Here is a 25,368-nt window from a genome sequence, read left to right as displayed (position 1 = left end):
GGTGCGCAGAAGCATGTGGGCGCCAAGTGGCGCCCTTTTTTGTGGCGTTCAATTCTTATGTTTCGCCTCTTTATTGTGCTCGGAAAGCTATAGCGATCGTTCGTAATGCGCGTGTTGGATGGCTTGCAGAGCAGCTCTCATAGGCACTTACCGGAAAAGTCACGGCCAAAAAATGCTCTGGCACGTTGGTTGCAGATTTGAAGATAACGAATCTTTCGTTTCATGACTGACGATGATGGGGTGAAGCCGATGAAGAAGGGACTGATCGCACTGCTGACCGCTGGCCTGCTGCTGACCCAGACAGCCACTGCGCTGGCGGACCAGTTGCAAGAGATCGAAAAACGCGGGGTGATCCGCATCGCCGTGCCGCAGGATTTCCCACCATTTGGCTCCGTGGGCACCGACCTGCAGCCCCAGGGCTACGACATCGACATGGCCAAGTACCTGGCCAAGGAGATGAAACTTAAATTGCAGCTGGTGCCGGTCACCAGTGCCAACCGGGTGCCGTACCTGCAGACCGACAAGGTCGACCTGGTGATCTCCAGCCTGGGCAAGAACGCCGAGCGTGAGCAGGTGATCGATTTCAGCGCCGCGTACGCGCCATTCTTCCTTGGCGTGTTCGGTGCCAAGGACGCCGCCCTGGCGAAGGCTGACGAGCTGGTCGGCAAGTCGATTGGCGTGACCCGCGGCGCCGTGGAAGACATGGTGCTCACCGAGGTGGCGCCGAAGGGTGCTCAGGTCAAGCGCTACGAGGACAACAACACCACGCTGTCGGCCTATCTGTCCGGGCAGGTGGAGTTCGTCGCCACCGGCAACCTGGTGGTCGCGGCCATCGAGCGCCAGAACGCGGCCCGTGCTCCGGTGGCCAAGTTCATGCTCAAGGATTCGCCGTGCTACATCGGCCTGCGCAAGGGTGAGGCGGCGCTGAAAGCCAAGATCGATGCACTGATCGAACAGGCCAAGGCCGACGGCACGCTCAACGGCCTTTCCGAGCAATGGCTGAAGGCACCACTGCCCGCGAACCTGGGCGCGTAAGGGCTGATCGATGATGGCGCAGCTGAACTTTTCCGCTCTATGGCCCTACTGGCCGGAGCTGCTGTCCGGTCTCTGGGTGACCATTGAGCTCACGGTGATGGCGACCGTGGGCGGCGTGGGCCTGGGCATTCTCGGTGCGGCCCTGCGCAGCGGCCGGCCTAGCGTGCTGAGCCGCCTGTGGGGCGTCTACGTCGAGCTGATTCGCAACACGCCGTTCGTGGTGCAGCTGTTCTTCATCGTCTTCGGCCTGCCCAACCTGGGTGTGAAGCTGACGGCGGGCGAGGCGGCGCTGCTGGCCATGCTGATCAACCTGGGCGCCTACAGCACCGAGATCATCCGCGCCGGGATCCAGGTCACGCCCCGTGGCCAGTGGGAGGCCGGTCGCGTGCTGGGCCTGAGCCGCACGCAGACTTTCGTGCGTGTGGTGCTGCCGCCATCGCTCAAGCGCATTTATCCGGCGCTGGTCAGCCAGTGCATCATCGTCATGCTCGGCTCCTCGGTGGTTTCCCAGGTCTCCCATGAGGAGCTGACCTTCGCGGCCAACCTGATCCAATCGCGTACCTTCCTGAGCTTCGAGGTTTACCTGGTGACCACGCTGATGTACCTGGCGCTGTCCATCGCCATGCGCCAGCTGCTGTTGGCGGCCGGTCGCAAGTGGTTTGGAGAGCAGCCATGATGACCACCTTCACCGACTGGGACATCCTGCGCAATCTGCTCCTGGCGGCGCGCTGGACCGTGCTGTTGTCGCTCACAGCCTTCATCGGCGGTACCTTGGTGGCCATTCCGCTGGTGATGGCGCGACTGTCCAAGCGCGCCTGGCCGCACTGGCTGATTCGCGGCTATACCGAATTGTTCCAGGGAACGCCGCTGCTGATGCAGCTGTTCCTGGCGTTCTTCGGCGTGGCCCTGTTGGGCATCGACGTGTCGCCCTGGACAGCTGCCTCGCTGGCGCTGACCTTCTACACCAGCGCGTTTCTGGTGGACATCTGGCACGGCAGCATCCGCGCGCTGCCCCGTGGCCAGTGGGAAGCCTGTCGCTGCCTGGGGCTGGACGTCGGGCAGACGCTGTTTCGCGTCATCCTGCCCCAGGCGCTGCGCATCGGCATCGCGCCCACCGTGGGCTTCGCCGTACAGGTGATCAAGGGCACCGCGCTGGCGTCGATCATCGGCTTCGTCGAGCTGACCAAGGCCGGCACCATCCTCAACAACGTCACCTACGAGCCATTCAAGGTGTTCGGTCTGGTGGCGCTGGGCTATTTCCTGATGTGTTATCCGCTGTCGCGTTACAGCCAGTATCTGGAGAAGAAATTCAATGCCGCTCATCACCATTGATCAGGTACAGAAGTACTACGGCGACAACCACGTGCTCAAGGGCGTCGATCTCGATATCGAGGTGGGCGAGGTGGTGTCGATCATCGGCCGCAGCGGCTCGGGCAAGAGCACCTTGCTGCGCTGCATCAACGGGCTGGAGGGCTATCAGGACGGCAGCATCAAGCTCGGCGGCATGACCGTCACCGACCGCGATTCCCAGGCGCGGGAAATCAGCCGCTCGGTGGGCATGGTGTTCCAGAGCTTCAACCTGTTCCCGCACATGACCGCCCGTGAGAACGTCATGCTGGCGCCGCGTCGCGTACTGAAGAAGAGCGATGCCGAGTGCCGTGAGCTGGCGGCACGCATGCTGGAGAAGGTGGGCCTCGGTGATCGCCTGGACTATTACCCCGCGAGTCTTTCCGGCGGCCAGCAGCAGCGCGTCGCCATCGCCCGTGCGCTGGCCATGTCGCCCAAGGTGCTGCTGTGCGACGAAATCACTTCGGCGCTGGACCCGGAGCTGGTCGGCGAGGTGCTCAAGGTGCTCGAACAACTGGCCAAGGAGGGCATGACGCTGATCCTGGTCACCCACGAAATGAATTTCGCCCAGGAAGTGGGTGACCGCGTGGTGTTCATGCATCAGGGCCGCGTATGGGAACAAGGCCCCAGCCGCGAGCTGTTCGCCAACCCGCAAAGCGCCGAACTCAAGCAATTCATCTCGTCCGTACGCGGACTGAACTGAGCGTCTCAAGAACGAGAGAACCAGATGAACACGACTTTCCTGCCCGTCAATCCGCCCCAACGCCTGCTCATGGGCCCCGGCCCGATCAATGCCGACCCGCGCGTGCTGCGCGCCATGTCCAGCCAGTTGATCGGCCAGTACGACCCGGCCATGACCGGCTACATGAACGAAGTGATGGCCCTGTATCGCGGCGTGTTCCGCAGCGCCAATGCCGCCACCTTGCTGGTCGACGGCACTTCGCGCGCCGGCATCGAGGCCATCCTGGTGTCGGCGATTCGCCCGGGCGACAGGGTGCTGGTGCCGGTATTCGGTCGTTTCGGCCATCTGCTTTGCGAAATCGCCCGACGCTGCCGCGCCGAGGTGCACAGCATCGACGTGCCGTGGGGCGAAGTGTTCAGCGCGCAGCAGATCGAGGATGCGATCAAGCAGGTCAAGCCGCGCCTGCTGCTGACCGTGCAGGGCGACACCTCGACCACCATGCTGCAGCCGCTGGCCGAGCTGGGCGAAATTTGCCGCCGCCACGGCGTGCTGTTCTACACCGATGCCACCGCCTCCCTGGGCGGTAATGCCCTGGAAGCCGACGCCTGGGGGCTGGATGCGGTCTCCGCCGGCCTGCAGAAATGCCTGGGAGGGCCATCCGGCACCGCGCCGATTACCCTGAGCGCGGCGATGGTGGAGGTGATCCGCCGCCGCGCTCACGTCGAGGCCGGCATCCGCACCGACGCCCATCGCGACGGTGAGGACGAGATGATCTACTCCAACTATTTCGACCTCGGCATGATCCTCGACTACTGGGGCCCCGAGCGCCTCAACCACCACACCGAAGCCACCTCGGCGCTGTTCGGCGCCCGCGAGTGTGCCCGTGTGCTGCTCGAAGAAGGCCTGGACGCTGTCATCGCCCGCCACAAGCTGCATGGCGACGCGCTGCTCAAGGGCATTCAGGGCATGGGCCTGGAGACTTTCGGCAATCTCGAACACAAGATGAACAACGTGCTGGGCGTGGTGATTCCCCAGGCGGTGAACGGCGATGAGGTGCGCAAGTTGATGCTCGAGGACTTCGGCATCGAGATCGGCACCTCCTTCGGGCCACTGGCCGGCAAGATCTGGCGCATCGGCACCATGGGCTACAACGCCCGCAAAGATTGCGTGATGCAAACCCTCAGCGCCCTGGAGGCGGTGCTCAACCGCCTCGGCCTGCGCACCACCCAGGGCGCGGCCATGCAGGCGGCCTGGGATCACTACGGCGAGCGCCGCTGATGGGTGCCCTGAACCATCGACAGGCCGCGGCGCGGGTCATGGCGCGCTGCGACGAACTGGCGGCGATCAGCGAGTCTACCGAGGGCCTGACCCGGGTGTACCTGTCGCCCGAGCACCAGCGCGCCAATGCCCTGGTAGGCCAGTGGATGCAGGCGGCCGGCATGCGTACCTGGCAGGACGCCGTCGGCAATATCTGCGGCCGCTATGAAGGTCAGAGTGCTGGTGCCCAGGCGCTGCTGCTCGGCTCGCACCTGGACACCGTGCGCAATGCCGGGCGCTACGACGGCATGCTCGGGGTGATCGCCGCCATCGAAGTGGTGCAGCGCTTCCATGACCTGGGAATCCGCCTGCCGCTGGCCATCGAGATCGTCGGCTTCGCCGACGAGGAGGGCACGCGCTTCGGTATCACCCTGCTGGGCAGTCGCGGCCTGACCGGCAGTTGGCCGCAGGAATGGCTCGCCCAGGCCGACGCGGATGGCGTCAGCGTCGCCCAGGCGATGACGGCCTGGGGGCTCGATGGCTCGGCTATTGCCAGCGCTGCTCGCCCGGCCGGGGATTTCGCGGCCTATCTGGAGCTGCATATCGAGCAGGGCCCGTGCCTGGAGCGTGAGGCGCTGGCGCTGGGCGTGGTCACGGCCATCAATGGCGCGCGCCGGCTCAACTGCCGTTTCGTCGGCCAGGCCGGGCATGCCGGCACGGTGCCGATGAGTCATCGCCAGGATGCCATGGCCGCCGCCGCGCAGTGGATGGTGGCGATCGAGACCCGGACCCAGCAGCATGGCCCGCAACTGGTGGCCACCGTGGGCCGCCTGCAGTGCCATCCGGGGGCGGTGAACGTCATTCCGGGGGAGGTCGAGTTGACCCTGGATGTTCGTGGCCCCGAGGATCGCGCCCTGGCGGAGCTGCTCGACGACCTGCTCAGCGAGGGCGAGACCATCGCACGGAAGCGTGGGCTGCGCTTCACGGCCAGCCAGTATTACGGCATTTGCGCGACCCGCTGCGATGCCCCCATGCAGGCGTCGCTGGCGCACGTGTTGAGTGAGGTGCAGGGGCGCAGCCTGTCGCTGCCCAGTGGCGCCGGCCATGACGCCATCGCCATGGCCGAGCGTTGGCCGGTCGGGATGCTGTTCGTGCGTTGTGCTGGCGGCATCAGCCATAACCCGGCGGAGGCGGTTGCAGCCGAGGATGTGGGCCTGGCGGTCGACGCCTACGCGCGCTGGGTGCAGGCGCTGGCCGAGAGGCCGCTTGTGGCGGCCTGAGGGAGGCGGTCAGCGCTCAATCGGCCTTGCGGGTGTGCACCATGTAATTGACGTCGACGTCGTTGGCCAGCTTGTAGTGCTTGGTCAGCGGGTTGTAGGTCAGGCCGATGATGTCCTTGACCTCCAGCCCGGCCTGGCGGCTCCAGGCACCCAGCTCGGAAGGGCGGATGAATTTCTTGAAATCGTGGGTGCCGCGCGGCAGCAGGCGCAGGATGTACTCAGCGCCGATCACCGCGAACAGGTAGGCCTTGGGATTGCGGTTGATGGTGGAGAAGAACACCTGGCCGCCGGGTTTGGCCAGCTTGTGGCAGGCACGAATCACCGAGGACGGATCCGGTACGTGCTCGAGCATTTCCAGGCAGGTGACCACGTCGAACTGGCCGGGCATTTCTTCGGCCATGGCTTCGGCGGTGATCTGCCGGTAATCCACTTCCACGCCCGACTCGAGCTGGTGCAGGCGGGCCACGGCCAGCGGCGCCTCACCCATGTCGATACCGGTCACGCTGGCACCGCGCTGGGCCATGGCCTCACTGAGAATGCCGCCGCCACAGCCGACGTCGAGCACCTTCTTGCCGGCCAGGCCGGCGCGCTCGTCGATCCAGTTGACGCGCAGCGGATTGATCTCGTGCAGCGGCTTGAACTCGCTTTCCTTGTCCCACCAGCGATGGGCGAGGGCTTCGAATTTGGCGATTTCAGCGTGGTCGACGTTGCTCATGGTTTTCCCTGAATAAAGCGAATGCGTATGACAGGACGCGCAATGCGTCCATGTTGCCAGCTCTGCGCGGCGCGTTGCTGGCCTGTAATGTGTGACAGTTTGCCGTACTTCGTGATCAATGTGCCGGACGCCCGGCAATCTTCGCGCCCCACTGTTGCGTATTGGCTATGATTCGCGCCTCGTCCAGGCGCGTCAGGCGGCTTTTGTCGAGAAGCGGTTTGCCGGCGACCCAGAGGTGCTCGACGCAGTGCCGCGAGGTGGCGTAGATCAGTTGTGAAACCGGATCGTACACCGGCTGCTGGGCGAGGCCGCGCAGGTCGAAGGCGACGATGTCGGCGGCCTTGCCGAGCTCCAGCGAACCGATTTCGCCTTCCAGGCCCAGGGCGCGGGCGCCGTTGAGGGTCGCCATGCGCAGCGCGCGGTGGGCATCCAGCGCGCTGGCCGAGCCGGCCACGGCTTTGGCCAGCAGGGCGGCGGTACGGGTTTCGCCGAGCAGATCGAGATCATTGTTGCTGGCTGCGCCGTCGGTGCCGATGGCCACGTTGACGCCGGCCTGCCAGAGCTTCTCGACCGGGCAGAAGCCGCTGGCCAGCTTGAGGTTGGATTCGGGGCAGTGGATCACGCTGCTGTTGGTGGCCACCAGCAGGGCGATGTCTTCGTCGTCGATCTGCGTCATGTGCACGGCCTGGAAACGCGGGCCCAGCAGGCCCAGGCGGTTCAACCGCGCCAGCGGGCGCTCGCCGTGGTGCTCCAGGCTCTGCTGCACTTCGAAGGCGGTTTCATGGACGTGCATGTGGATGCCGGCGTCCACTTCCTCGGCGAGGATGCGCAGTTTTTCCAGGTTGGCATCGCTGACCGTGTAGGGCGCATGGGGGCCGAAGGCGACGCTGATGCGCGGGTGGTGCTTCATGTCGTCGAACAGCGTCACGCCCTTGCGCAGCGCCTCGTCGGCATCCCGGGCGCCGGGGATGGCGAAGTCCAGCACCGGGATGCTGATCTGCGCGCGCATGCCGCTGGCGTGTACCCGCTCGCAGGCCATCTCGGGAAAGAAGTACATGTCGGCGAAGCAACTGATGCCGCTCTTTATCTGTTCGGCGATGGCCAGCTCGGTGCCGTCCTGCACGAACTGCTCATCGACCCACTTGGCTTCCGCCGGCCAGATGTGTTTCTCCAGCCAGGTCATTAGCGGCAGGTCATCGGCCAGGCCGCGGAACAGGGTCATGGCGGCATGCCCGTGTGCGTTGACCAGGCCGGGGGTCAGCAGGCGGCCGGGCAGTTCGCGAATTTCCGTCGCACCCTGGCGCAGGGCCTCGGCGCGCGGGGCGATCAGCGCGATGCGGCCATCGCGGATGCCCAGGCCATGCTCGTGGAGCACCACGCCGGCAGGCTCGACCGGTACCAGCCAGGTGGGCAGCAATAAGAGGTCGAGCGGGGCGTCGGCCATGGGTGGTTTCCGTGAGCGAAAACGCCGAGTCTATAGAGGAATGCCGCGGTCTTGAAGGTGCGCGGCGTGCGGCCGGCTGCTCGCCCGGCGTATACTGGCCGGCTTTCTAGGATGGAGTAGGTGATGCGCGAGCGTTTGCTGGCTGCCGAGCAGGTCGTGGGGTTCGTCTGGCGCGAGGGGGCGCTGCACGTGCTCGATCAGCGCCGCTTGCCCGGCGAGCAGGTCTGGCACGCCTGTCACTCGGTAGCGGCGGTGGCCGCCATGCTGGCCGAGGGTGCGCTGCAGGGCGTTGCCGCGCAGGTGATCTGCTGTGGTTACGGGCTGGTGTTGGGCGCCCGGCAGCGTGCGGACGAGGGCGCCGATTGGCGCGCCGGGCTGCAGGTCGATATCGACGCCTTGTGCGCTGCCGGCCTGCCGTCTGAAGAAGGCGAACGCCTGTTGGCCCGCATGCAGCAGCGCCTGGCGATCCTCAAGCCCGGCGCGCAGCCCCTGGCCGTGCTGGAGGATGAAGCCGGCGGTGCCCACCAGCGTGATCGCGAAGCCAATCTGGCCATGGCCCAGCTGGGCGTGGAACTGATCCGCGGCTTCCAGGGCAACCTGCAGAACCTCTTGAGCATCGGCAGTGCCGGCGCGCTGGCTGGTGGCGGCATCGGTACGGCCCTTGGCGTGGTGCGCGCGGCGCAGCTTGAAGGCCTTCTGGAACGCTGTTACCTCGGTGAAAGCCGGCCGTTTCTGCAGGGTGCGCGCCTGGCCGCGTGGGAGCTGCATCAGGAAGGTATCGCCGTGGCGTTGAGCGCCGATGCCGCTCTCGCCCATGTCATGAAGGAGCGCGGCGTCACCTGGGCCATCGTCGGTGCCGAGCGGATCGCCGCCAATGGCGATGTGCTGGGCGTGATCGGCACCTATCAGTTGGCCGTGGCGGCCATGCACCATGGCGTGCGGCTGATGGTCGTGGCACCGAGCGCGGTCATCGACCTGCAGCAGGACAGTGGCGAAGAGGGCTTTCACGACCTCGGCCACGGCCCGCTGGCCTATTCGCCCCGCGAGCGCATCAAGGGCGTCGACCAAGTGGCGCCGCGCTATGATGTGACCCCCGCCGATCTGGTGGATTTCCTGGTCACCGAGCGTGGGGTGATCGAGCGCCCGGATGCCGCCAAGCTCAGTCAGCTGATGTGTCGCAAGCGCCTGCATTGAGCGCCTGGCTACATAAGCTGCGGGGATAGGTGCAGGGCGCGCTTTGTGGTAAGCTCCGGCAGTTTTCAGGGGCACCGCCTGCGGCTGCCGTCACTGCTCGAATGCATGACATAACGTATTGATTTGTCGTGAGTCGTCGCTGGCCTGATGCCATTGCGACGCGCTTCGCCAGGCTCCAGCTGAGCCGGGTGGAGTTTCATCAGAAAAAAGGAATCAGGCTACTCATGGGCGAACTGGCCAAAGAAATCCTCCCGGTCAACATCGAAGATGAACTGAAACAGTCGTACCTCGACTACGCGATGAGCGTGATCGTCGGGCGTGCCTTGCCGGATGCGCGCGACGGCCTGAAGCCCGTGCATCGCCGGGTGCTGTTCGCCATGAGCGAGCTGGGCAACGACTGGAACAAGCCCTACAAGAAATCCGCCCGTGTGGTCGGTGACGTGATCGGTAAATATCACCCGCACGGTGATACCGCCGTTTACGACACCATCGTACGGATGGCGCAGCCGTTCTCGCTGCGCTACCTGCTGGTCGACGGCCAGGGCAACTTCGGTTCGGTGGATGGTGACAACGCCGCGGCCATGCGATACACCGAAGTGCGCATGACCAAGCTGGCTCACGAGCTGTTGGCCGACCTGCACAAGGAAACCGTCGACTGGGTGCCCAACTACGACGGCACCGAGCAGATCCCGGCGGTCATGCCGACCAAGATCCCCAACCTGCTGGTCAACGGTTCCAGCGGTATCGCCGTGGGCATGGCCACCAACATTCCGCCGCACAACCTGGGCGAAGTGATCGATGGCTGCCTGGCGCTGATCGACAACCCGGAACTGACCGTCGATGAGTTGATGCAGTACATCCCTGGGCCGGACTTCCCGACCGCGGGCATCATCAATGGCCGCGCCGGTATCGTCGAAGCGTACCGCACCGGCCGTGGGCGGATTTACATCCGTGCCCGCGCCGAAGTCGAAGACATCGACAAGGTCGGCGGTCGCCAGCAGATCGTCGTCACCGAGCTGCCGTACCAGCTGAACAAGGCCCGCCTGATCGAGAAGATCGCCGAGCTGGTCAAGGAGAAGAAGCTCGAGGGCATCACCGAGCTGCGCGACGAGTCCGACAAGGACGGCATGCGCGTGGTCATCGAGCTGCGCCGCGGCGAAGTGCCCGAGGTGATCCTCAACAACCTGTACGCCCAGACCCAGATGCAGAGCGTGTTCGGCATCAACGTGGTGGCGCTGATCGATGGTCAGCCGAAGATCCTCAACCTCAAGGACATGCTCGATGCCTTCATCCTGCACCGTCGTGAGGTGGTCACCCGCCGTACCGTATTCGAACTGCGCAAGGCCCGTGAGCGTGGCCACATTCTCGAAGGTCAGGCGGTCGCGCTGTCCAACATCGACCCGGTCATCGCCCTGATCAAGGCCTCGCCGACGCCGTCCGAAGCCAAGGAAGCGCTGATTTCCACTGCCTGGGAATCCACCGCCGTGGAAGCCATGGTCGAGCGCGCCGGTGCCGATTCCTGCCGCCCGGAAGGTCTCGATGCGCAATACGGCCTGCGCGACGGCAAGTACTACCTGTCGCCGGAACAGGCCCAGGCGATCCTCGACCTGCGCCTGCATCGCCTGACCGGCCTGGAGCACGAGAAGCTGCTGGCCGAGTATCAGGAGATCCTCAACCAGATTGGCGAGCTGATCCGCATCCTGACCAGCGCCGTGCGCCTGATGGAAGTGATTCGCGAAGAGATGGAAGCGGTCAAGGCCGAGTTCGGCGACAAGCGCCGTACCGAGATTCTCGATTCGCGTCTGGATCTGACCCTGGGTGACATGATCCCGGAAGAAGAGCGCGTGGTGACCATCTCCCACGGCGGCTACGCCAAGACCCAGCCGCTGACCGCCTACCAGGCCCAGCGCCGCGGCGGAAAGGGCAAGTCGGCCACCGGCATCAAGGACGAGGATTACATCGCCCACCTGCTGGTCGCCAACAGCCACGCCACGCTGCTGCTGTTCTCCAGCAAGGGCAAGGTGTACTGGCTGAAAACCTACGAAATTCCCGAGGCGTCCCGTGCCGCCCGCGGCCGCCCATTGGTCAACCTGCTGCCGCTGGAAGAGGGTGAATACATCACCACCATGCTGCAGATCGACCTCGAGGCCCTGCAGCAGCAGGCCGGCGCCGATGACGTGGACGACAGCGACGACGCCGTGCTCGAAGGCGAGATCGTCGAGGCCGAGGAAGTGGCCGAAGCCGCCGAGGTCGAGGAAGTCGAAGGCGAGACCGCCGAGCTGGTGGCCGAGCCGACTGGCGCCTACATCTTCATGGCCACCGCCTCCGGTACCGTGAAGAAGACCCCGCTGGTGCAGTTCAGCCGCCCGCGTTCCAATGGCCTGATCGCCCTGAAACTGAAGGAAGGCGACACCCTGATCGCCGCCGCCATCACCGACGGCGCCAAGGAAGTCATGCTGTTTTCCAGCGCCGGCAAGGTGATCCGTTTCGCCGAGAGCGTGGTACGCGTCATGGGCCGTGGCGCCCGTGGTATCCGCGGCATGCGTATCGGCAAGGATCAGCGCCTGATCTCCATGCTGATTCCCGAGTCCGGCGCGCAGATCCTCACTGCCTCCGAGCGTGGCTTCGGCAAGCGCACGGCGCTGTCCAAGTTCCCGCGTCGCGGTCGCGGCGGCCAGGGCGTGATCGGCATGATCACCAAGGAACGTAACGGCCCGCTGATCGGTGCCATCCAAGTGCAGGACGGTGAGGAAATCATGCTGATTTCCGACCAGGGCACCCTGGTACGTACCCGTGTCGACGAAGTGTCCAGTTCCGGCCGTAACACCCAGGGCGTGACCCTGATCAAGCTGGCCAAGGACGAGAAACTGGTCGGCCTGGAGCGCGTGCAGGAGCCGTCCGAAGAAGACATCGAGGAGGCACTGGACGAAGAGGGCAATCCGCTCGTCGTTGCCGAAGCCGATGAAGCTGTTGCAGGCGAAGAGCCGGCAGCAGAAGGTGATGAGCCAGCAGAAGAAGATCGCGACGCCTAACCGCGCCGCTCTGCCTGCAGTGTCACGGCACTGCGGGCAGCATTTCGCCAGATAGATGTAGCAGACAGTCAAGCGAGAGTGAATTGTGAGCAAGCGAGCCTTTAACTTCTGCGCCGGCCCGGCCGCGCTTCCCGAAGCCGTTCTGCAGCGTGCCCAGGCCGAGTTGCTCGACTGGCAGGGCAAGGGCCTTTCCGTCATGGAAATGAGCCACCGCAGCGACGACTACGTGGCCATCGCCGAAAAGGCCGAGCAGGATCTGCGCGACCTGCTGAGCATTCCCTCCGACTACAAGGTGCTGTTCCTGCAGGGCGGGGCGAGCCAGCAGTTCGCCGAGATTCCGCTCAACCTGCTGCCCGAAGACGGCACCGCCGACTACGTCGACACCGGCATCTGGTCGAAGAAGAGCATCGAAGAGGCGCGCCGCTACGGCAACGCCAACGTCGCCGCCAGCGCCAAGCCCTACGATTACTTCGCCATTCCGGGGCAGAACGAGTGGCAGCTGTCCAAGAACGCCGCCTACCTGCACTACGCCAGCAACGAAACCATCGGCGGCCTGCAGTTCGACTGGATCCCCGAGACCGGCGACGTACCGCTGGTGGTCGACATGTCCTCGGACATCCTGTCCCGTGAAGTGGACATCTCCAAGTTCGGCCTGATCTACGCTGGCGCGCAGAAGAACATCGGCCCCAGCGGCCTGGTGGTGGCGATCATTCGTGAAGACCTGCTCGGTCGTGCGCGCAGCAGTTGCCCAACCATGCTCAATTACAAGATCGCCGCCGATAACGGTTCGATGTACAACACCCCGGCGACCTTCAGCTGGTACCTGTCCGGCCTGGTCTTCGAGTGGCTGAAGGAGCAGGGCGGGGTTGCCGCCATGGAGCAGCGCAACAAGACCAAGAAGGATCTGCTGTACAAGGCCATCGACGCCAGCGAGTTCTACAGCAACCCGATCGCCAAGAACGCCCGCTCGTGGATGAACGTGCCGTTCCGCCTGGCTGACGAACGCCTCGACAAGCCGTTCCTGGCTGGCGCCGATGCCCGCGGCCTGCTCAACCTCAAGGGCCACCGTTCGGTTGGCGGCATGCGCGCCTCCATCTATAACGCCGTGGGCCTGGATGCGGTCGAGGCGCTGGTCGCCTACATGGCGGAGTTCGAGAAGGAGCACGCCTGATGAGCAGCGACGCCAACACCGACCAGGCGCTGCAGGCCCTGCGCCTGCGCATCGACAGCCTGGACGAGAAGATTCTCGAGCTGATCAGCGACCGTGCGCGCTGCGCCGAAGAAGTGGCGCGGGTGAAGATGGCGACCCTGGCCGAAGGCGAGGTGCCGGTGTTCTACCGTCCCGAGCGTGAGGCGCAGGTGCTCAAGCGAGTGATGGAGCGCAACCGCGGGCCATTGGGCAATGAGGACATGGCGCGGCTGTTCCGCGAGATCATGTCGTCCTGCCTGGCCCTGGAGAACCCCCTCAAGGTCGCCTATCTGGGCCCGGAGGGCACCTTCTCCCAGGCGGCGGCAATGAAGCATTTCGGGCACGCGGTGATCAGCCAGCCCATGGCGGCGATCGACGAAGTGTTTCGCGAGGTGGTGGCCGGCGCCGTCAACTTCGGCGTGGTACCGGTGGAGAACTCTACCGAGGGTGCGGTCAACCACACCCTGGACAGCTTCCTCGAGCACGATCTGGTGATCTGCGGCGAAGTGGAGCTGCGCATCCATCATCACCTGCTGGTCGGTGATGCCACCAAGACCGACCGCATCACCCGTATCTATTCCCATGCCCAGTCCCTGGCCCAGTGCCGCAAGTGGCTGGATGCGCATTACCCGAACGTCGAGCGCGTGGCGGTTTCCAGCAATGCCGACGCGGCGCGCCGGGTGAAGAGCGAGTGGAACTCGGCAGCGATTGCCGGCGACATGGCGGCCAACCTGTACGACCTGACCCGCCTGGCCGAGAAGATCGAGGATCGCCCGGACAACTCCACCCGCTTTCTGATCATCGGCAATCAGGAAGTGCCGCCCACCGGCGACGACAAGACCTCGGTGATCGTCTCGATGCGCAACAAGCCCGGTGCCCTGCACGAGCTGCTGGTGCCGTTCCACCAGAACGGCATCGACCTGACCCGCATCGAAACGCGCCCGTCGCGCAGCGGCAAGTGGACCTACGCCTTCTTCATCGACTTCGTCGGCCACCACCGCGACCCGCTGATCAAGGACGTGCTGGAAAAAATCAATCAGGAAGCCGTGGCGCTCAAGGTGCTGGGTTCCTACCCCAAGGCAGTACTTTAACTGCGGCTCCAGGCCGCGGGTTGCGGGCGACAGGCAACAGGCTTGTGCTCGCTGCCCGGACCTGCAGCCCGAGGCCTGACTATGAGTTGTGATTTCATCGCCCTGGCCCAGCCAGGCGTACAGAAACTGTCCCCCTACGTGCCAGGCAAGCCGGTCGACGAGTTGGCCCGTGAGCTGAACATGGATCCGGCCAGCATCGTCAAACTGGCCAGCAACGAAAACCCGCTGGGCCCGAGCCCCATGGCGTTGGCCGCGATCCGCGCCGAGCTGGACGAACTGACTCGCTACCCGGACGGCAATGGCTTCGCCCTGAAGACCCTGCTGGCCGAGCGCTGCGGCGTGACCACTGCCCAGGTCACCCTGGGCAACGGCTCCAACGACATCCTTGAGCTGGTCGCCCGCGCTTACCTGGCGCCTGGCTTGAACGCCGTATTCAGCGCACACGCGTTTGCCGTCTACCCGATCGCCACCCAGGCCGTCGGCGCCCAGGCCAAGGTCGTCCCAGCCGTCAACTTCGGCCATGACCTGCCGGCCATGCTGGCGGCCATCGATGCCAATACCCGCGTGGTGTTCATCGCCAACCCCAACAACCCGACCGGCACCTGGTTCGGCAAGCAGGCACTGGGCGATTTCCTCGCCGCCGTGCCGGAAAACGTGCTGGTGGTGCTGGACGAGGCCTACATCGAATACGCCGACGGCGACGAGTTGCCGGACGGCCTGGATTACCTGGCCGATCACCCCAACCTGCTGGTATCGCGTACCTTCTCCAAGGCCTACGGCCTGGCCTCCCTGCGTGTCGGCTACGGCCTGAGCCGGCCGGACGTGGCCGACGTGCTGAACCGCGTCCGCCAGCCGTTCAACGTCAACAGTTTCGCCCTGGCGGCGGCCTGCGCGGCGTTCGACGATACCGAGTACCTGGCGCGCAGCCGCGAGATCAACACCGCCGGCATGCTGCAGTTGCAGGAAGGCTGCCGCGAACTGGGCCTGAGCTGGATTCCGTCGAAAGCCAACTTCCTGGCCATCGACTTCGGCCGTGATACCGCTGCGATCAACCAGGGCCTGCTGCGCGAAGGCGTGATCGTGCGCCCGGTCGCCGGCTACGGCATGCCCAACCACCTGCGCGTTTCCATTGGCCTGCCGGCCGAGAACGCCCGCTTCCTGGAAGCGCTGCGCAAGGTGCTGAACGCGTGATCGAACGCCATGCACCCGTGAAGCCGCTGGTCGAGCGTCTGGTCGTTGTCGGTCTCGGGTTGATCGGCGGTTCCTTCGCCAAGGGCCTGCGCGCCCGCGGCGTGTGCCGTGAAGTGGTGGGCGTCGACCTGGATGCGCAGTCGCGGCGCCTGGCCGTCGAGCTTGGCGTCGTCGACCGCTGCGAAGAGGCACTGGCCACCGCCTGTCAGGGCGCCGACGTGATCATGCTGGCCGTCCCTATCCTGGCCATGGAGCGCGTACTCGGCGAATTGGCCAAGCTGGATCTGGGCGATGCCATCCTGACCGATGCCGGCAGCGCCAAGGGCAACGTGGTGCGCGCTGCCGATGCGGTGTTCGGCGGCGTGCCGGCGCGGTTCGTACCGGGCCACCCGATCGCCGGCTCCGAGCAGAGCGGGGTAGAGGCGGCCAATGGCGAGCTGTTCAAACGCCACAAGGTGATCCTCACGCCGCTGGCGCAGACCGACGCCCTGGTCCTGCAGCGCGTCGACCAGTTGTGGCGCGAGCTGGGTGCCGATGTCGAGCACATGCAGGTCGAGCACCACGACCAGGTGCTCGCGGCCACCAGCCACTTGCCCCATCTGCTGGCCTTCGGCCTGGTCGACTCGCTGGCCAAACGCAACGAAAACCTGGAGATTTTCCGCTACGCCGCCGGCGGCTTCCGCGATTTCACGAGAATCGCCGGCAGCGACCCGGTCATGTGGCACGACATCTTTCTCGCCAACCGCGAGGCCGTGCTGCGCACCTTGGATGTATTTCGCGACGACCTCGACGCCTTGCGCGACGCGGTCGACGCAGGGGACGGGCATCATCTGCTGGGCGTATTCACCCGCGCCCGCGTGGCTCGCGAACATTTCAGCAAAATACTGGCCCGCCGGGCCTATGTGGACGCTATGCACTCGAACGATTTGATTTTCCTGGCAAATCCTGGCGGCAAGGTCGCCGGTCGCATCCGCGTACCGGGCGACAAGTCCATCTCGCACCGCTCGATCATGCTCGGCTCGCTGGCCGAGGGCACCACCGAGGTCGAAGGTTTCCTGGAGGGCGAAGACGCCCTGGCGACCCTGCAGGCCTTTCGCGACATGGGCGTGGTCATCGAAGGCCCGCACCATGGCCGCGTGACCATCCATGGCGTGGGCCTGCACGGCTTGAAGCCGCCACCCGGCCCGATCTACGTCGGTAACTCCGGCACCTCGATGCGCCTGCTCTCTGGCCTGCTGGCTGGCCAGCCGTTCGACGTGACCATGACGGGCGACGCCTCGCTGTCCAAGCGGCCGATGAACCGCGTGGCCAACCCGCTGCGGGAAATGGGCGCCGTGGTCGAGACCGGCCCGGACGGCCGTCCGCCGCTGACCATCCGTGGCGGCAGCAAGCTCAAGGCGCTGACCTACACCCTGCCGATGGCCAGCGCCCAGGTGAAATCCTGCCTGCTGTTGGCCGGCCTGTACGCCGAAGGCGTCACCACCGTGACCGAGCCGGCGCCGACCCGCGACCACACCGAGCGCATGCTGCGCGGCTTCGGCTACGCGGTTCAGTCCAACGGCCCGGTGGCCTCCCTGCAGGCCGGCGGCAAGCTGACCGCCACCCGCATCGAAGTGCCGGCGGACATTTCTTCGGCGGCCTTCTTCCTGGTCGCGGCATCCATCGCCGAGGGTTCCGATCTGCTGCTCGAGCACGTCGGCATCAACCCGACCCGTATCGGCGTGATCGAGATCCTGCGTCTGATGGGCGGCAACATCACCCTGGAAAACCAGCGTGAAGTCGGCGGCGAGCCGGTGGCCGACCTGCGCGTGCGCGGTGCCAAGCTCAAGGGCATCGAGATCCCCGAAGAGCTGGTGCCGTTGGCCATCGACGAGTTCCCGGTGCTGTTCGTCGCCGCGGTCTGCGCCGAAGGGCGTACCGTGCTGCGCGGCGCCGAAGAATTGCGGGTCAAGGAATCCGACCGCATTCAGGTGATGGCTGACGGCCTCACCAGCCTGGGCGTAAAAGTCGAGCCAACGGCTGATGGCATCATCATCGACGGCGGCCAAAGCATCGGCGGCGGCGAAGTGTACAGCCACGGCGACCACCGCATCGCCATGGCCTTCAGCGTCGCCTCGCTGCGCGCCACCGCGCCGATCCGCATCCACGACTGCGCCAACGTCGCCACCTCGTTCCCCAACTTCCTGGTCCTGGCCGAGCAGGTGGGTATTCGTGTCGCCGTGGAGGGCAAGCAATGAGCCTGAATGCACCGGTCATCACCATCGACGGGCCAAGCGGCTCGGGCAAGGGCACCGTTGCCGGCCTGTTGGCCAAGCAGCTGGGCTGGAACCTGCTGGACTCCGGTGCGCTGTACCGCCTGCTGGCGTTCTGCGCCGGCAACCACGGTGTCGATCTGGCCAACGAGGAGTCGCTGAAGCTTCTGGCTGCGCATCTGGATGTGCAGTTCCTCGCCGCCGGTGACGGCAAGCCGCAGCGCATCATCCTCGAAGGCGAGGAGGTGACCGATGCCATCCGCAACGAACAGGTCGGCGCCGGGGCGTCCCAGGTCGCCGCACTGCCGGCGGTGCGTGAAGCCCTGCTGCAGCGCCAGCGTGCGTTCCGCGAGGCGCCGGGCCTGGTGGCCGATGGCCGCGACATGGGCACGGTGGTGTTCAGTGATGCGCCGCTCAAGGTTTTCCTGACCGCCAGCGCCGAGGAACGGGCCAATCGACGTTACCTGCAGTTGAAGGCCAAGGGCGATAATGTTAATCTCGCGAGTCTTCTCGATGAGATTCGGGCGCGCGACGAGCGCGATACCCAGCGCGCAGTGGCTCCGCTCAAGCCGGCAGCCGATGCGATTCAGCTGGATTCCACCGAGTTGTCCATCGAGCAGGTGCTGGAAAGAATCCTGAGCGAAGTCGCCAATCGCGACCTCGCCGGTTGAAAAGAGCCAGTTTCGGCTCGCAAGGGAGGCATACGGGAGACCAGTCCCAGTCCCGTAGGCCTCTTTTTACATGAATAAACCCGCATAGTCTGGAATGCGGAGCAGGGCGAATCCCCGCCCGACCCAACAGGAATCAACATGAGCGAAAGCTTTGCAGAACTTTTTGAAGAAAGCCTGAAGTCCCTCGACATGCAGCCAGGTGCCATCATCACCGGCATCGTGGTCGACATCGACGGCGACTGGGTTACCGTTCACGCTGGCCTGAAGTCCGAGGGCGTCATCCCTCTGGAGCAGTTCTTCAACGAACAAGGCGAGCTGACCATCAAGGTCGGTGACGAAGTACACGTAGCGCTGGACGCGGTCGAAGACGGCTTCGGTGAAACCAAGCTGTCCCGCGAAAAAGCCAAGCGCGCCGAGTGCTGGATCGTTCTGGAAGCAGCTTTCGCCGCTGAGGAAGTGGTCAAGGGCGTTATCAACGGTAAGGTTAAAGGCGGCTTCACTGTCGACGTTAACGGCATCCGTGCGTTCCTGCCAGGTTCCTTGGTCGATGTCCGTCCGGTGCGTGATACCACTCACCTGGAAGGCAAAGAGCTGGAATTCAAGGTCATCAAGCTCGACCAGAAGCGCAACAACGTTGTCGTTTCCCGTCGTAGCGTCCTGGAAGCCGAAAACAGTGCCGAGCGCGAAGCGCTGCTGGAATCGCTGCAGGAAGGCCAACAGGTCAAGGGTATCGTCAAGAACCTCACCGACTACGGCGCATTCGTGGATCTGGGTGGCGTCGACGGCCTGCTGCACATCACCGACATGGCCTGGAAGCGTATCAAGCACCCGTCCGAGATCGTCAACGTTGGCGACGAGATCGACGTCAAGGTTCTGAAGTACGATCGCGAGCGTAACCGTGTTTCCCTGGGCCTGAAGCAACTGGGCGAAGACCCATGGGTTGCCATCAAGGCTCGTTACCCGGAAAGCACCCGCGTCATGGCGCGCGTGACCAACCTGACCGACTACGGCTGCTTCGCAGAGCTGGAAGAAGGCGTGGAAGGCCTGGTACACGTTTCCGAAATGGACTGGACCAACAAGAACATCCACCCGTCGAAAGTCGTTCAGGTTGGCGACGAAGTGGAAGTCATGGTTCTGGACATCGACGAAGAGCGTCGTCGTATCTCCCTGGGTATCAAGCAGTGCAAGACCAACCCGTGGGAAGACTTCTCCGGTCAGTTCAACAAGGGTGACAAGATCTCGGGCACCATCAAGTCGATCACCGATTTCGGTATCTTCATTGGTCTGGACGGCGGCATCGACGGCCTGGTTCACCTGTCCGACATCTCCTGGAACGAAGTCGGCGAAGAAGCTGTACGTCGCTTCAAGAAGGGCGACGAGCTGGAAACCGTCATCCTGTCGGTCGACCCGGAGCGTGAGCGCATCTCCCTGGGCATCAAGCAACTGGAAGAAGATCCGTTCTCCGACTACGTTGCTGTCAACGACAAAGGCACCATCGTTCGCGGTACCGTGAAGGAAGTTGACGCCAAAGGCGCCATCATCACTCTGGCCGACGGCATCGAAGCCACTCTGAAAGCCTCCGAAATCAGCCGTGACCGCGTTGAAGACGCGCGCAACGTTCTGAAAGAAGGCGAAGAAGTAGAGGCCAAGATCATCAGCGTCGATCGCAAGAGCCGCGTGATCAGCCTGTCCGTCAAGTCGAAAGACGTTGAAGACGAAAAAGAAGCCATCAAGGAAATGCGCAAGCAGGAAGTTGAAACTTCCGGTCCGACCACCATCGGTGATCTGATTCGTGCGCAAATGGAAAACCAGAACTAAGTTCGGGTGATCCACAAAAAGGGCGACTTCGGTCGCCCTTTTTCATGCCTGAAAAAATGCTGTTTCGGCTCTGAAGTACCCTGAAAACGGGGCTTTGCAGTATTCCGGTATCGTCGGCGCCAACCAGCGGGTCACGCCCGCGATTTTTCACGCGCATGGCGCGCTCCCACACGGATCGTGGATGGCCAATGTTCATTTGGCTCATGCTACGGACTCACTTGAGAACAGCATCCGTGGGAGCGGGCGGGGACGCCCAGTCCATGCCCGCGATGCTTTTCGTGTCAATGGACTTGGTCGCTCGGCCTGCCAGTCGCGCTTACTCGCTATCCAGATTCTTCACCAGCTTCAAACACCGCTTGAGCAGCGGCGAATCGTCGTCCTTGCGATAACTGATCACGATCGGCGAGGTGGCCGTTGCGTCGAGCAGAGGCGTGTAACCGATATCGTCGCGGTGCAGGCGTTGCACCGAGGCGGGTACCAGGCTGATGCCGATGCCGGCGGATACCAGGCCGATGGCGGTCTGCAATTCGTTGGTCATCTGCGCCACGCGAATCTTCAGGCCGTTACGGGCGAAGAGGGCCAGCACGTGGTCGGCATAGCTGGGCCTTGGCGAGGCGGGGTAGAGCACGAAGGGTTCGCGGGCCAGCTCCTCCAGCGAAGTCGGAGCAGCCAGCAATCGGTGGCCGGCGGGCAGGGCGGCGACCAGGGGATCTTCGCGGATCACTTCCTGTACGATGGCCGGATCCTCGATATGGATGCGCCCGAAGCCGATATCGATGCGGCCGCGCTTGAGCGCTTCCACCTGGGGCAAGGTGGTCAGCTCGGACAAACCCAGTTCGATGGCCGCTTCGCCACGTAGCTGGCGAATCAGTTCCGGCAGCGCGCCATACAGTGTGGAAGGCGCGAAGCCGATGCCGAACCAGCGTCGCTGGCCTTCGGCGATCCGCCGGGTATCGTCGCTGACGCGGCCCAGTTGCTCGAGCAACTGCACGGAATGTTCGTAGAAGAAGCGCCCGGCTTCGGTCAGGCGCAGCGGCCTGCCGCGTTCGATCAATGCCACGCCTAATTCGTCTTCCAGTTGCTGAATCTGCCGGCTCAGCGGTGGCTGAGCGATATGCAGGCGCTCGGCCGCACGGGTGAAATTGAGTGTTTCCGCCAGCACGCGGAAGTAGCGCAGATGGCGCAGCTCCATGATACCTCCAGGGTATGAAACCAGACCGATTCAATATTGGACTGCCTGATTTGCTGAGGTCAATCTGTGCCCAGACAAAAATAAAACCTGAAGGATATGCCCGTGCTTCCTCGCATCCCTTGCTCTTCTCGCCCGCTGCTGGCCGACCTCGTGAAGGGAGCGCCGCAGTGCGCCACTTCGCAGGCGACGGCTCGTGGCATTGCCGCGCATACGGATCAACGCCCATGAGCCTCCCGCTGATCGAAAGCCTCGACACCCTCATCGTCGACTTGCCCACCATTCGCCCGCACAAGCTGGCCATGCATACCATGCAGCAGCAGACCCTGGTCATCCTGCGCTTGCGCTGTAGCGACGGTATCGAAGGTGTCGGCGAAGCGACCACCATCGGCGGTCTGGCCTATGCCGGGGAAAGCCCGGAAAGCATCAAGACCAACATCGATACCTATTTCGCACCGCTGCTGATCGGCCAGCCGGCCGGCAACATCAATGCCGCCATGCTGCGCATCGACCGCAGCGTGCGCGCCAACACCTTTGCCCGTTCGGCGGTGGAAACCGCGCTGCTCGATGCCCAGGGCAAGCGCCTTGGGCTGCCGGTCGCCGAATTGCTCGGTGGCCGTGTGCGCGACGGCCTCGAAGTGGCCTGGACGCTGGCCAGCGGCGATACCGCCAAAGACATCGACGAGGCCGAGCGCATGCTCGACCTGCGTCGCCACCGGGTCTTCAAACTGAAGATCGGCAGCCGCGAGGCGGCGCTGGACATCGCCCACGTCGCCGCGATCAAGTGCGCCCTGGGCGACCGTGCCAGTGTACGGGTGGACGTCAACCAGGCGTGGAGCGAGGCGGTGGCCATTCGCGCCTGCCAAGCCCTCGGTGATGCCGGCGTCGACTTGATCGAGCAACCGATACCGCGCCAGGACGTGCTCGCCCAGGCCCGCGTCAGCGCCCGCAGCCCGGCGCCGATCATGGCCGACGAAGCCATCGAGAGCGTCGAGGACAGCTTCAATCTGGCCCGCGGCGGCGCCGCGCCGGTGTTCGCCCTGAAGATCGCCAAGAACGGCGGCCCGCGCGCCGTGCTGCGCAGTGCCTACATCGCCGAAGCGGCGGGCATCGGCCTGTACGGCGGCACCATGCTCGAAGGCAGCGTCGGCACCCTGGCCTCGGCCCATGCCTTCGCCACCCTGAGCAAGCTGGAATGGCACACCGAACTGTTCGGCCCGCTGCTGCTGACCGAGGACATCCTCGTCGAGGTGCCGGTGTACCGCGATTTCGAACTGAAGATCCCGACCACGCCGGGCCTCGGCGTGACGCTGGACGAAGAACGCCTGCAGCGCTTCAGCCGCCGCTGAGACGAACCTACAAGGAGCTAGCCATGCTGTTTCACGTGCGCATGACCGTCAAACTGCCCACCGACATGCCGGCCGAGCAGGCCGCGCGCCTCAAGGCCGACGAAAAGGAGCTGGCCCAGCGCCTGCAGCGCGAAGGCACCTGGCGTCACCTGTGGCGCATCGCCGGGCTTTACGCCAATGTCAGCATTTTCGACGTGGTCGACGCCCAGGCCCTGCACGACACGCTGATGCAATTGCCGCTGTACCCGTACATGGACATCGAGGTCATGGCGCTGTGTCGCCATCCGTCCTCGATCCACGCTGACGATCGCTGATCGGCGCCGCTCGCCTGATCAGATCCACACAACAACAAGATGAGGAAACACGCCATGACCGTTCGTATCGCCCAGACCGTCGAAGTGCAAAAGTTCTTCGAAGACGCCGCCGGTTTCACCAATGACGGCGGCGATGCCCGCATGAAAACGGTGATCCACCGTGTGCTCAACGACACGGCGAAGATCATCGAAGACCTGCAGATCACCCCGGAAGAGTTCTGGAAGGCGGTGAACTACCTCAACGAGCTCGGCGCCCGCCAGGAAGCCGGGCTGGTGGTCGCCGGCCTCGGCATCGAGCACTACCTCGACATGCTGATGGACGCCGAAGACGAGGAAGCGGGCCGCACCGGCGGTACGCCGCGTACCATCGAAGGGCCGCTGTACGTGGCCGGTGCGCCGCTGAGCAAAGGCGAAGCCCGCCTCGACGACGGCACCGATGCCGGCACGCCGCTGTTCATGCAGGGCCGGGTGTTCGATACCAGTGGCAAGCCGCTGGCTGGTGCCATTGTCGACGTATGGCACGCCAACACCGGCGGCACCTACTCGTACTTCGACCCGGCGCAATCGGAATTCAACCTGCGCCGACGGATCGAAACCGACGCTGAAGGCCGTTATCGTTTCCGCAGCATCGTCCCGTCCGGTTACGGTTGCCCGCCGGATGGCCCGACCCAGCAACTGCTCGACCAGCTCGGCCGTCATGGCCAGCGCCCGGCCCATGTGCATTTCTTCATTTCGGCGCCTGGCCATCGCCACCTGACCACCCAGATCAACCTGGATGGTGACAAGTACCTGCACGACGATTTCGCCTACGCCACCCGTGACGAGCTGATCGCCAGGATCGACTTCTCCGACGATGCAGCGCGTGCCAAGGCCCATGGCATAGAAGGGCGCTTCGCCGAAATCGAGTTCGACTTCACCCTGCAGTCCACCGCCGAGCCCAAGGCGCAGAAGCGCCATGAGCGGGTTCGTGCGTTGGAAGCGTAAGCGTCAACCGACCTGCAGGCCGTTGCCGCGCTGCTTCTCGCTTGCCATCACAGGGCAGGCGAGAGCCGCGCGGCGTCTTGCGTTGAGCGCTGGCGAATGGCGAGCGGCTGATGCTCGAACAGAGATGTAACCCTTTGTCACGCCACCGTATCGCGTTAGCAGGGGATGGCTAGAATCGCCAGACGATTAGCGGATTGCCGGGCACTGGCGATTCAGCCCTATAAGAAAAACAACGAGGCCTGATGATGAGCAATGTCTTGCTGGGCGCGCGCAGCCGTGTGTTCGAGCGTGCCGATCCCTACGCGGTGTCCGACTACGTCAATCAGCACGTCGGTGCTCACTGCATTCGCCTGCCGACCACGGGCTTTCCCGAAGCGAGCCTCAATCACCGCAATTTCGCCAGCCTCGACCTGTGCCGCATCAGCTACGGCGGTAGCGTGCGTGTCACCTCGCCGGCGCTGGAAACCATCTATCACCTGCAGGTATTGCTCAAGGGCCATTGCCGCTCGCAATGCCGCGGCCAGGAGCACTTCTACGTACCTGGCGAACTGCTGCTGATCAACCCCGATGATCCGGTGGACCTGACCTATTCGGCCGACTGCGAGAAATTCATCGTCAAGCTGCCGGTCAGCCTGTTCGAGAACACCTGCCTGGAGAACCGCTGGATGTTGCCGCAGAGCGGTATCCGCTTCACCGCGGCGCGTCACGACATGCGCGAGCTGGAGGGCTTCTCCAACCTGCTGATGCTGATCTGCGAGGAAGCCGAAGCAGCCTCCAGCATGCCTCAAGTGCAGGAGAATTACGTGCGCATCATCGCCAGCAAGTTGCTCGGTCTGCTCGGCAACAACGTGCAGCGCCAGCAGCCGCAGACCCAGGTCAGCTCGTTCTAGCAGGTGGTCGACTACATCGAGCAGAACCTCACCCAGGACATCGGCATCGAACAATTGCTGGCCGTGGCCCGGGTCAGCGAGCGTTCGCTGTATGCACTGTTCGAGCGCCATGCCGGCATCAGCCCCAGGGATTACGTACGCCAGCGCAAGCTCGATAGCATCCACGCCCAGTTGCTAGACCCGAGCAGCGTGGTGCGTAGCGTCACCGAAATCGCCCTGGATTACGGCTTCCTGCACCTGGGACGTTTTGCTGACGTCTATCGCCGGCGTTTCGGGGAGTTGCCGTCCGATACCTACAAGCGCAACCGTTGAGAACCTATTCACGATCTGCTGCGCGTCGGCCCTACTGCGTTAAAACCAGGCTCGGAATGCTCATTTACAGCTCGTAAACTCCGCTTCCTCGCCTGTTTTTGTGGGGCCGCCTAGGCCTTGTAGGGCTCTAGC

General features: G+C 64.2%; 20 protein-coding genes and 1 pseudogene. 18 read left to right on the top strand and 3 right to left on the bottom strand.

Annotation, left to right across the window (positions count from 1 at the left end):
* Positions 1-222 precede the first annotated feature (222 nt).
* From BVH01_RS12250 to hpxK, 6 genes are read left to right on the top strand one after another with little or no spacing between them, the layout of a single operon-like run.
* Positions 223-1,035 (top strand): transporter substrate-binding domain-containing protein, encoded by an 813-nt coding sequence (locus BVH01_RS12250; RefSeq protein ID WP_371915300.1) that lies wholly within the window; start codon positions 223-225, stop codon positions 1,033-1,035.
* Between the two features lie 10 nt (positions 1,036-1,045).
* Entirely contained in the window at positions 1,046-1,711 is a 666-nt protein-coding gene (locus BVH01_RS12245; protein WP_075930570.1) for an amino acid ABC transporter permease, read from the top strand.
* Entirely contained in the window at positions 1,711-2,367 is a 657-nt protein-coding gene (locus tag BVH01_RS12240) for an amino acid ABC transporter permease (RefSeq protein WP_027905148.1), read from the top strand. Before BVH01_RS12245 ends, BVH01_RS12240 begins: the two co-directional genes overlap by 1 nt.
* Positions 2,348-3,085, top strand: coding sequence for an amino acid ABC transporter ATP-binding protein (locus tag BVH01_RS12235; protein WP_075930569.1), 738 nt, complete (start codon positions 2,348-2,350; stop codon positions 3,083-3,085). Before BVH01_RS12240 ends, BVH01_RS12235 begins: the two co-directional genes overlap by 20 nt.
* Before the next feature lie 24 nt (positions 3,086-3,109).
* On the top strand, positions 3,110-4,342 hold the full coding sequence (locus BVH01_RS12230; RefSeq protein ID WP_075930568.1) for an alanine--glyoxylate aminotransferase family protein: 1,233 nt from the start codon (positions 3,110-3,112) through the stop codon (positions 4,340-4,342).
* A complete protein-coding gene (gene hpxK, locus BVH01_RS12225) occupies positions 4,342-5,601 on the top strand; it encodes an allantoate amidohydrolase (RefSeq protein WP_075930567.1) in 1,260 nt (419 codons plus the stop codon). Before BVH01_RS12230 ends, hpxK begins: the two co-directional genes overlap by 1 nt.
* Before the next feature lie 16 nt (positions 5,602-5,617).
* On the opposite strand, the gene ubiG is transcribed toward hpxK, so the two are convergent.
* Positions 5,618-6,316 (bottom strand): bifunctional 2-polyprenyl-6-hydroxyphenol methylase/3-demethylubiquinol 3-O-methyltransferase UbiG, encoded by a 699-nt coding sequence (gene ubiG / locus BVH01_RS12220; RefSeq protein WP_075930566.1) that lies wholly within the window; start codon positions 6,314-6,316, stop codon positions 5,618-5,620.
* A gap of 115 nt (positions 6,317-6,431) precedes the next feature.
* On the bottom strand, positions 6,432-7,760 hold the full coding sequence (locus tag BVH01_RS12215) for a TRZ/ATZ family hydrolase (protein ID WP_075930565.1): 1,329 nt from the start codon (positions 7,758-7,760) through the stop codon (positions 6,432-6,434).
* Positions 7,761-7,883: 123 nt separating this feature from the next.
* On the opposite strand from BVH01_RS12215, the gene BVH01_RS12210 reads away from it, so the two are divergent.
* The 8 genes from BVH01_RS12210 to rpsA all read left to right on the top strand — a co-directional run bounded on the left by BVH01_RS12210 (position 7,884) and on the right by rpsA (position 20,198).
* Positions 7,884-8,954, top strand: a complete 1,071-nt coding sequence (locus BVH01_RS12210; protein WP_075930564.1) for a s-methyl-5-thioribose-1-phosphate isomerase — start codon at positions 7,884-7,886, stop codon at positions 8,952-8,954.
* Positions 8,955-9,178: 224 nt separating this feature from the next.
* Entirely contained in the window at positions 9,179-11,986 is a 2,808-nt protein-coding gene (gene gyrA / locus BVH01_RS12205; RefSeq protein WP_075930563.1) for a DNA gyrase subunit A, read from the top strand.
* An 85-nt stretch (positions 11,987-12,071) separates the two neighbouring features.
* Entirely contained in the window at positions 12,072-13,157 is a 1,086-nt protein-coding gene (gene serC, locus BVH01_RS12200; RefSeq protein ID WP_075930562.1) for a 3-phosphoserine/phosphohydroxythreonine transaminase, read from the top strand.
* The gene (gene pheA / locus BVH01_RS12195) at positions 13,157-14,266 is read left to right on the top strand and encodes a prephenate dehydratase (RefSeq protein ID WP_075930561.1); all 1,110 of its coding nucleotides are present in this window, start codon (positions 13,157-13,159) and stop codon (positions 14,264-14,266) included. Before serC ends, pheA begins: the two co-directional genes overlap by 1 nt.
* 81 nt (positions 14,267-14,347) lie before the next feature.
* On the top strand, positions 14,348-15,457 hold the full coding sequence (hisC, locus tag BVH01_RS12190; protein ID WP_075930560.1) for a histidinol-phosphate transaminase: 1,110 nt from the start codon (positions 14,348-14,350) through the stop codon (positions 15,455-15,457).
* Positions 15,454-17,694: a bifunctional prephenate dehydrogenase/3-phosphoshikimate 1-carboxyvinyltransferase gene (locus BVH01_RS12185; RefSeq protein ID WP_075930559.1), complete on the top strand. Its 2,241-nt coding sequence runs from the start codon at positions 15,454-15,456 to the stop codon at positions 17,692-17,694. The genes hisC and BVH01_RS12185 overlap by 4 nt, the downstream gene beginning before the upstream one ends.
* Positions 17,691-18,380 carry a (d)CMP kinase gene (cmk, locus tag BVH01_RS12180; RefSeq protein WP_075930558.1) on the top strand — a complete coding sequence of 230 codons (690 nt, stop codon included), beginning with the start codon at positions 17,691-17,693 and terminating at the stop codon, positions 18,378-18,380. Before BVH01_RS12185 ends, cmk begins: the two co-directional genes overlap by 4 nt.
* A 138-nt stretch (positions 18,381-18,518) precedes the next feature.
* A complete protein-coding gene (rpsA, locus tag BVH01_RS12175) occupies positions 18,519-20,198 on the top strand; it encodes a 30S ribosomal protein S1 (RefSeq protein WP_013791124.1) in 1,680 nt (559 codons plus the stop codon).
* A gap of 316 nt (positions 20,199-20,514) precedes the next feature.
* Here the strand turns inward: rpsA and BVH01_RS12170 are convergent, their stop codons facing one another.
* Entirely contained in the window at positions 20,515-21,390 is an 876-nt protein-coding gene (locus BVH01_RS12170) for a LysR family transcriptional regulator (protein ID WP_075930557.1), read from the bottom strand.
* A 224-nt stretch (positions 21,391-21,614) separates the two neighbouring features.
* On the opposite strand from BVH01_RS12170, the gene BVH01_RS12165 reads away from it, so the two are divergent.
* The 4 genes and pseudogenes from BVH01_RS12165 to BVH01_RS12150 all read left to right on the top strand — a co-directional run bounded on the left by BVH01_RS12165 (position 21,615) and on the right by BVH01_RS12150 (position 25,236).
* Positions 21,615-22,736: a muconate cycloisomerase family protein gene (locus BVH01_RS12165; protein ID WP_075930556.1), complete on the top strand. Its 1,122-nt coding sequence runs from the start codon at positions 21,615-21,617 to the stop codon at positions 22,734-22,736.
* A 23-nt stretch (positions 22,737-22,759) separates the two neighbouring features.
* Positions 22,760-23,050 (top strand): muconolactone Delta-isomerase, encoded by a 291-nt coding sequence (gene catC / locus BVH01_RS12160; RefSeq protein ID WP_075930555.1) that lies wholly within the window; start codon positions 22,760-22,762, stop codon positions 23,048-23,050.
* A 54-nt stretch (positions 23,051-23,104) separates the two neighbouring features.
* Positions 23,105-24,034: a catechol 1,2-dioxygenase gene (gene catA, locus BVH01_RS12155; RefSeq protein ID WP_075930554.1), complete on the top strand. Its 930-nt coding sequence runs from the start codon at positions 23,105-23,107 to the stop codon at positions 24,032-24,034.
* A 245-nt stretch (positions 24,035-24,279) separates the two neighbouring features.
* Positions 24,280-25,236, top strand: a pseudogene (locus BVH01_RS12150) (AraC family transcriptional regulator).
* Positions 25,237-25,368: the final 132 nt, after the last annotated feature.

Origin of the sequence: Pseudomonas sp. PA1(2017), from assembly GCF_001945375.1 — a bacterium.
GTDB lineage: Bacteria > Pseudomonadota > Gammaproteobacteria > Pseudomonadales > Pseudomonadaceae > Aquipseudomonas.
Note: the sequence above shows the minus strand (reverse complement) of the source record. Positions and strands in the feature narration are given on the sequence as shown.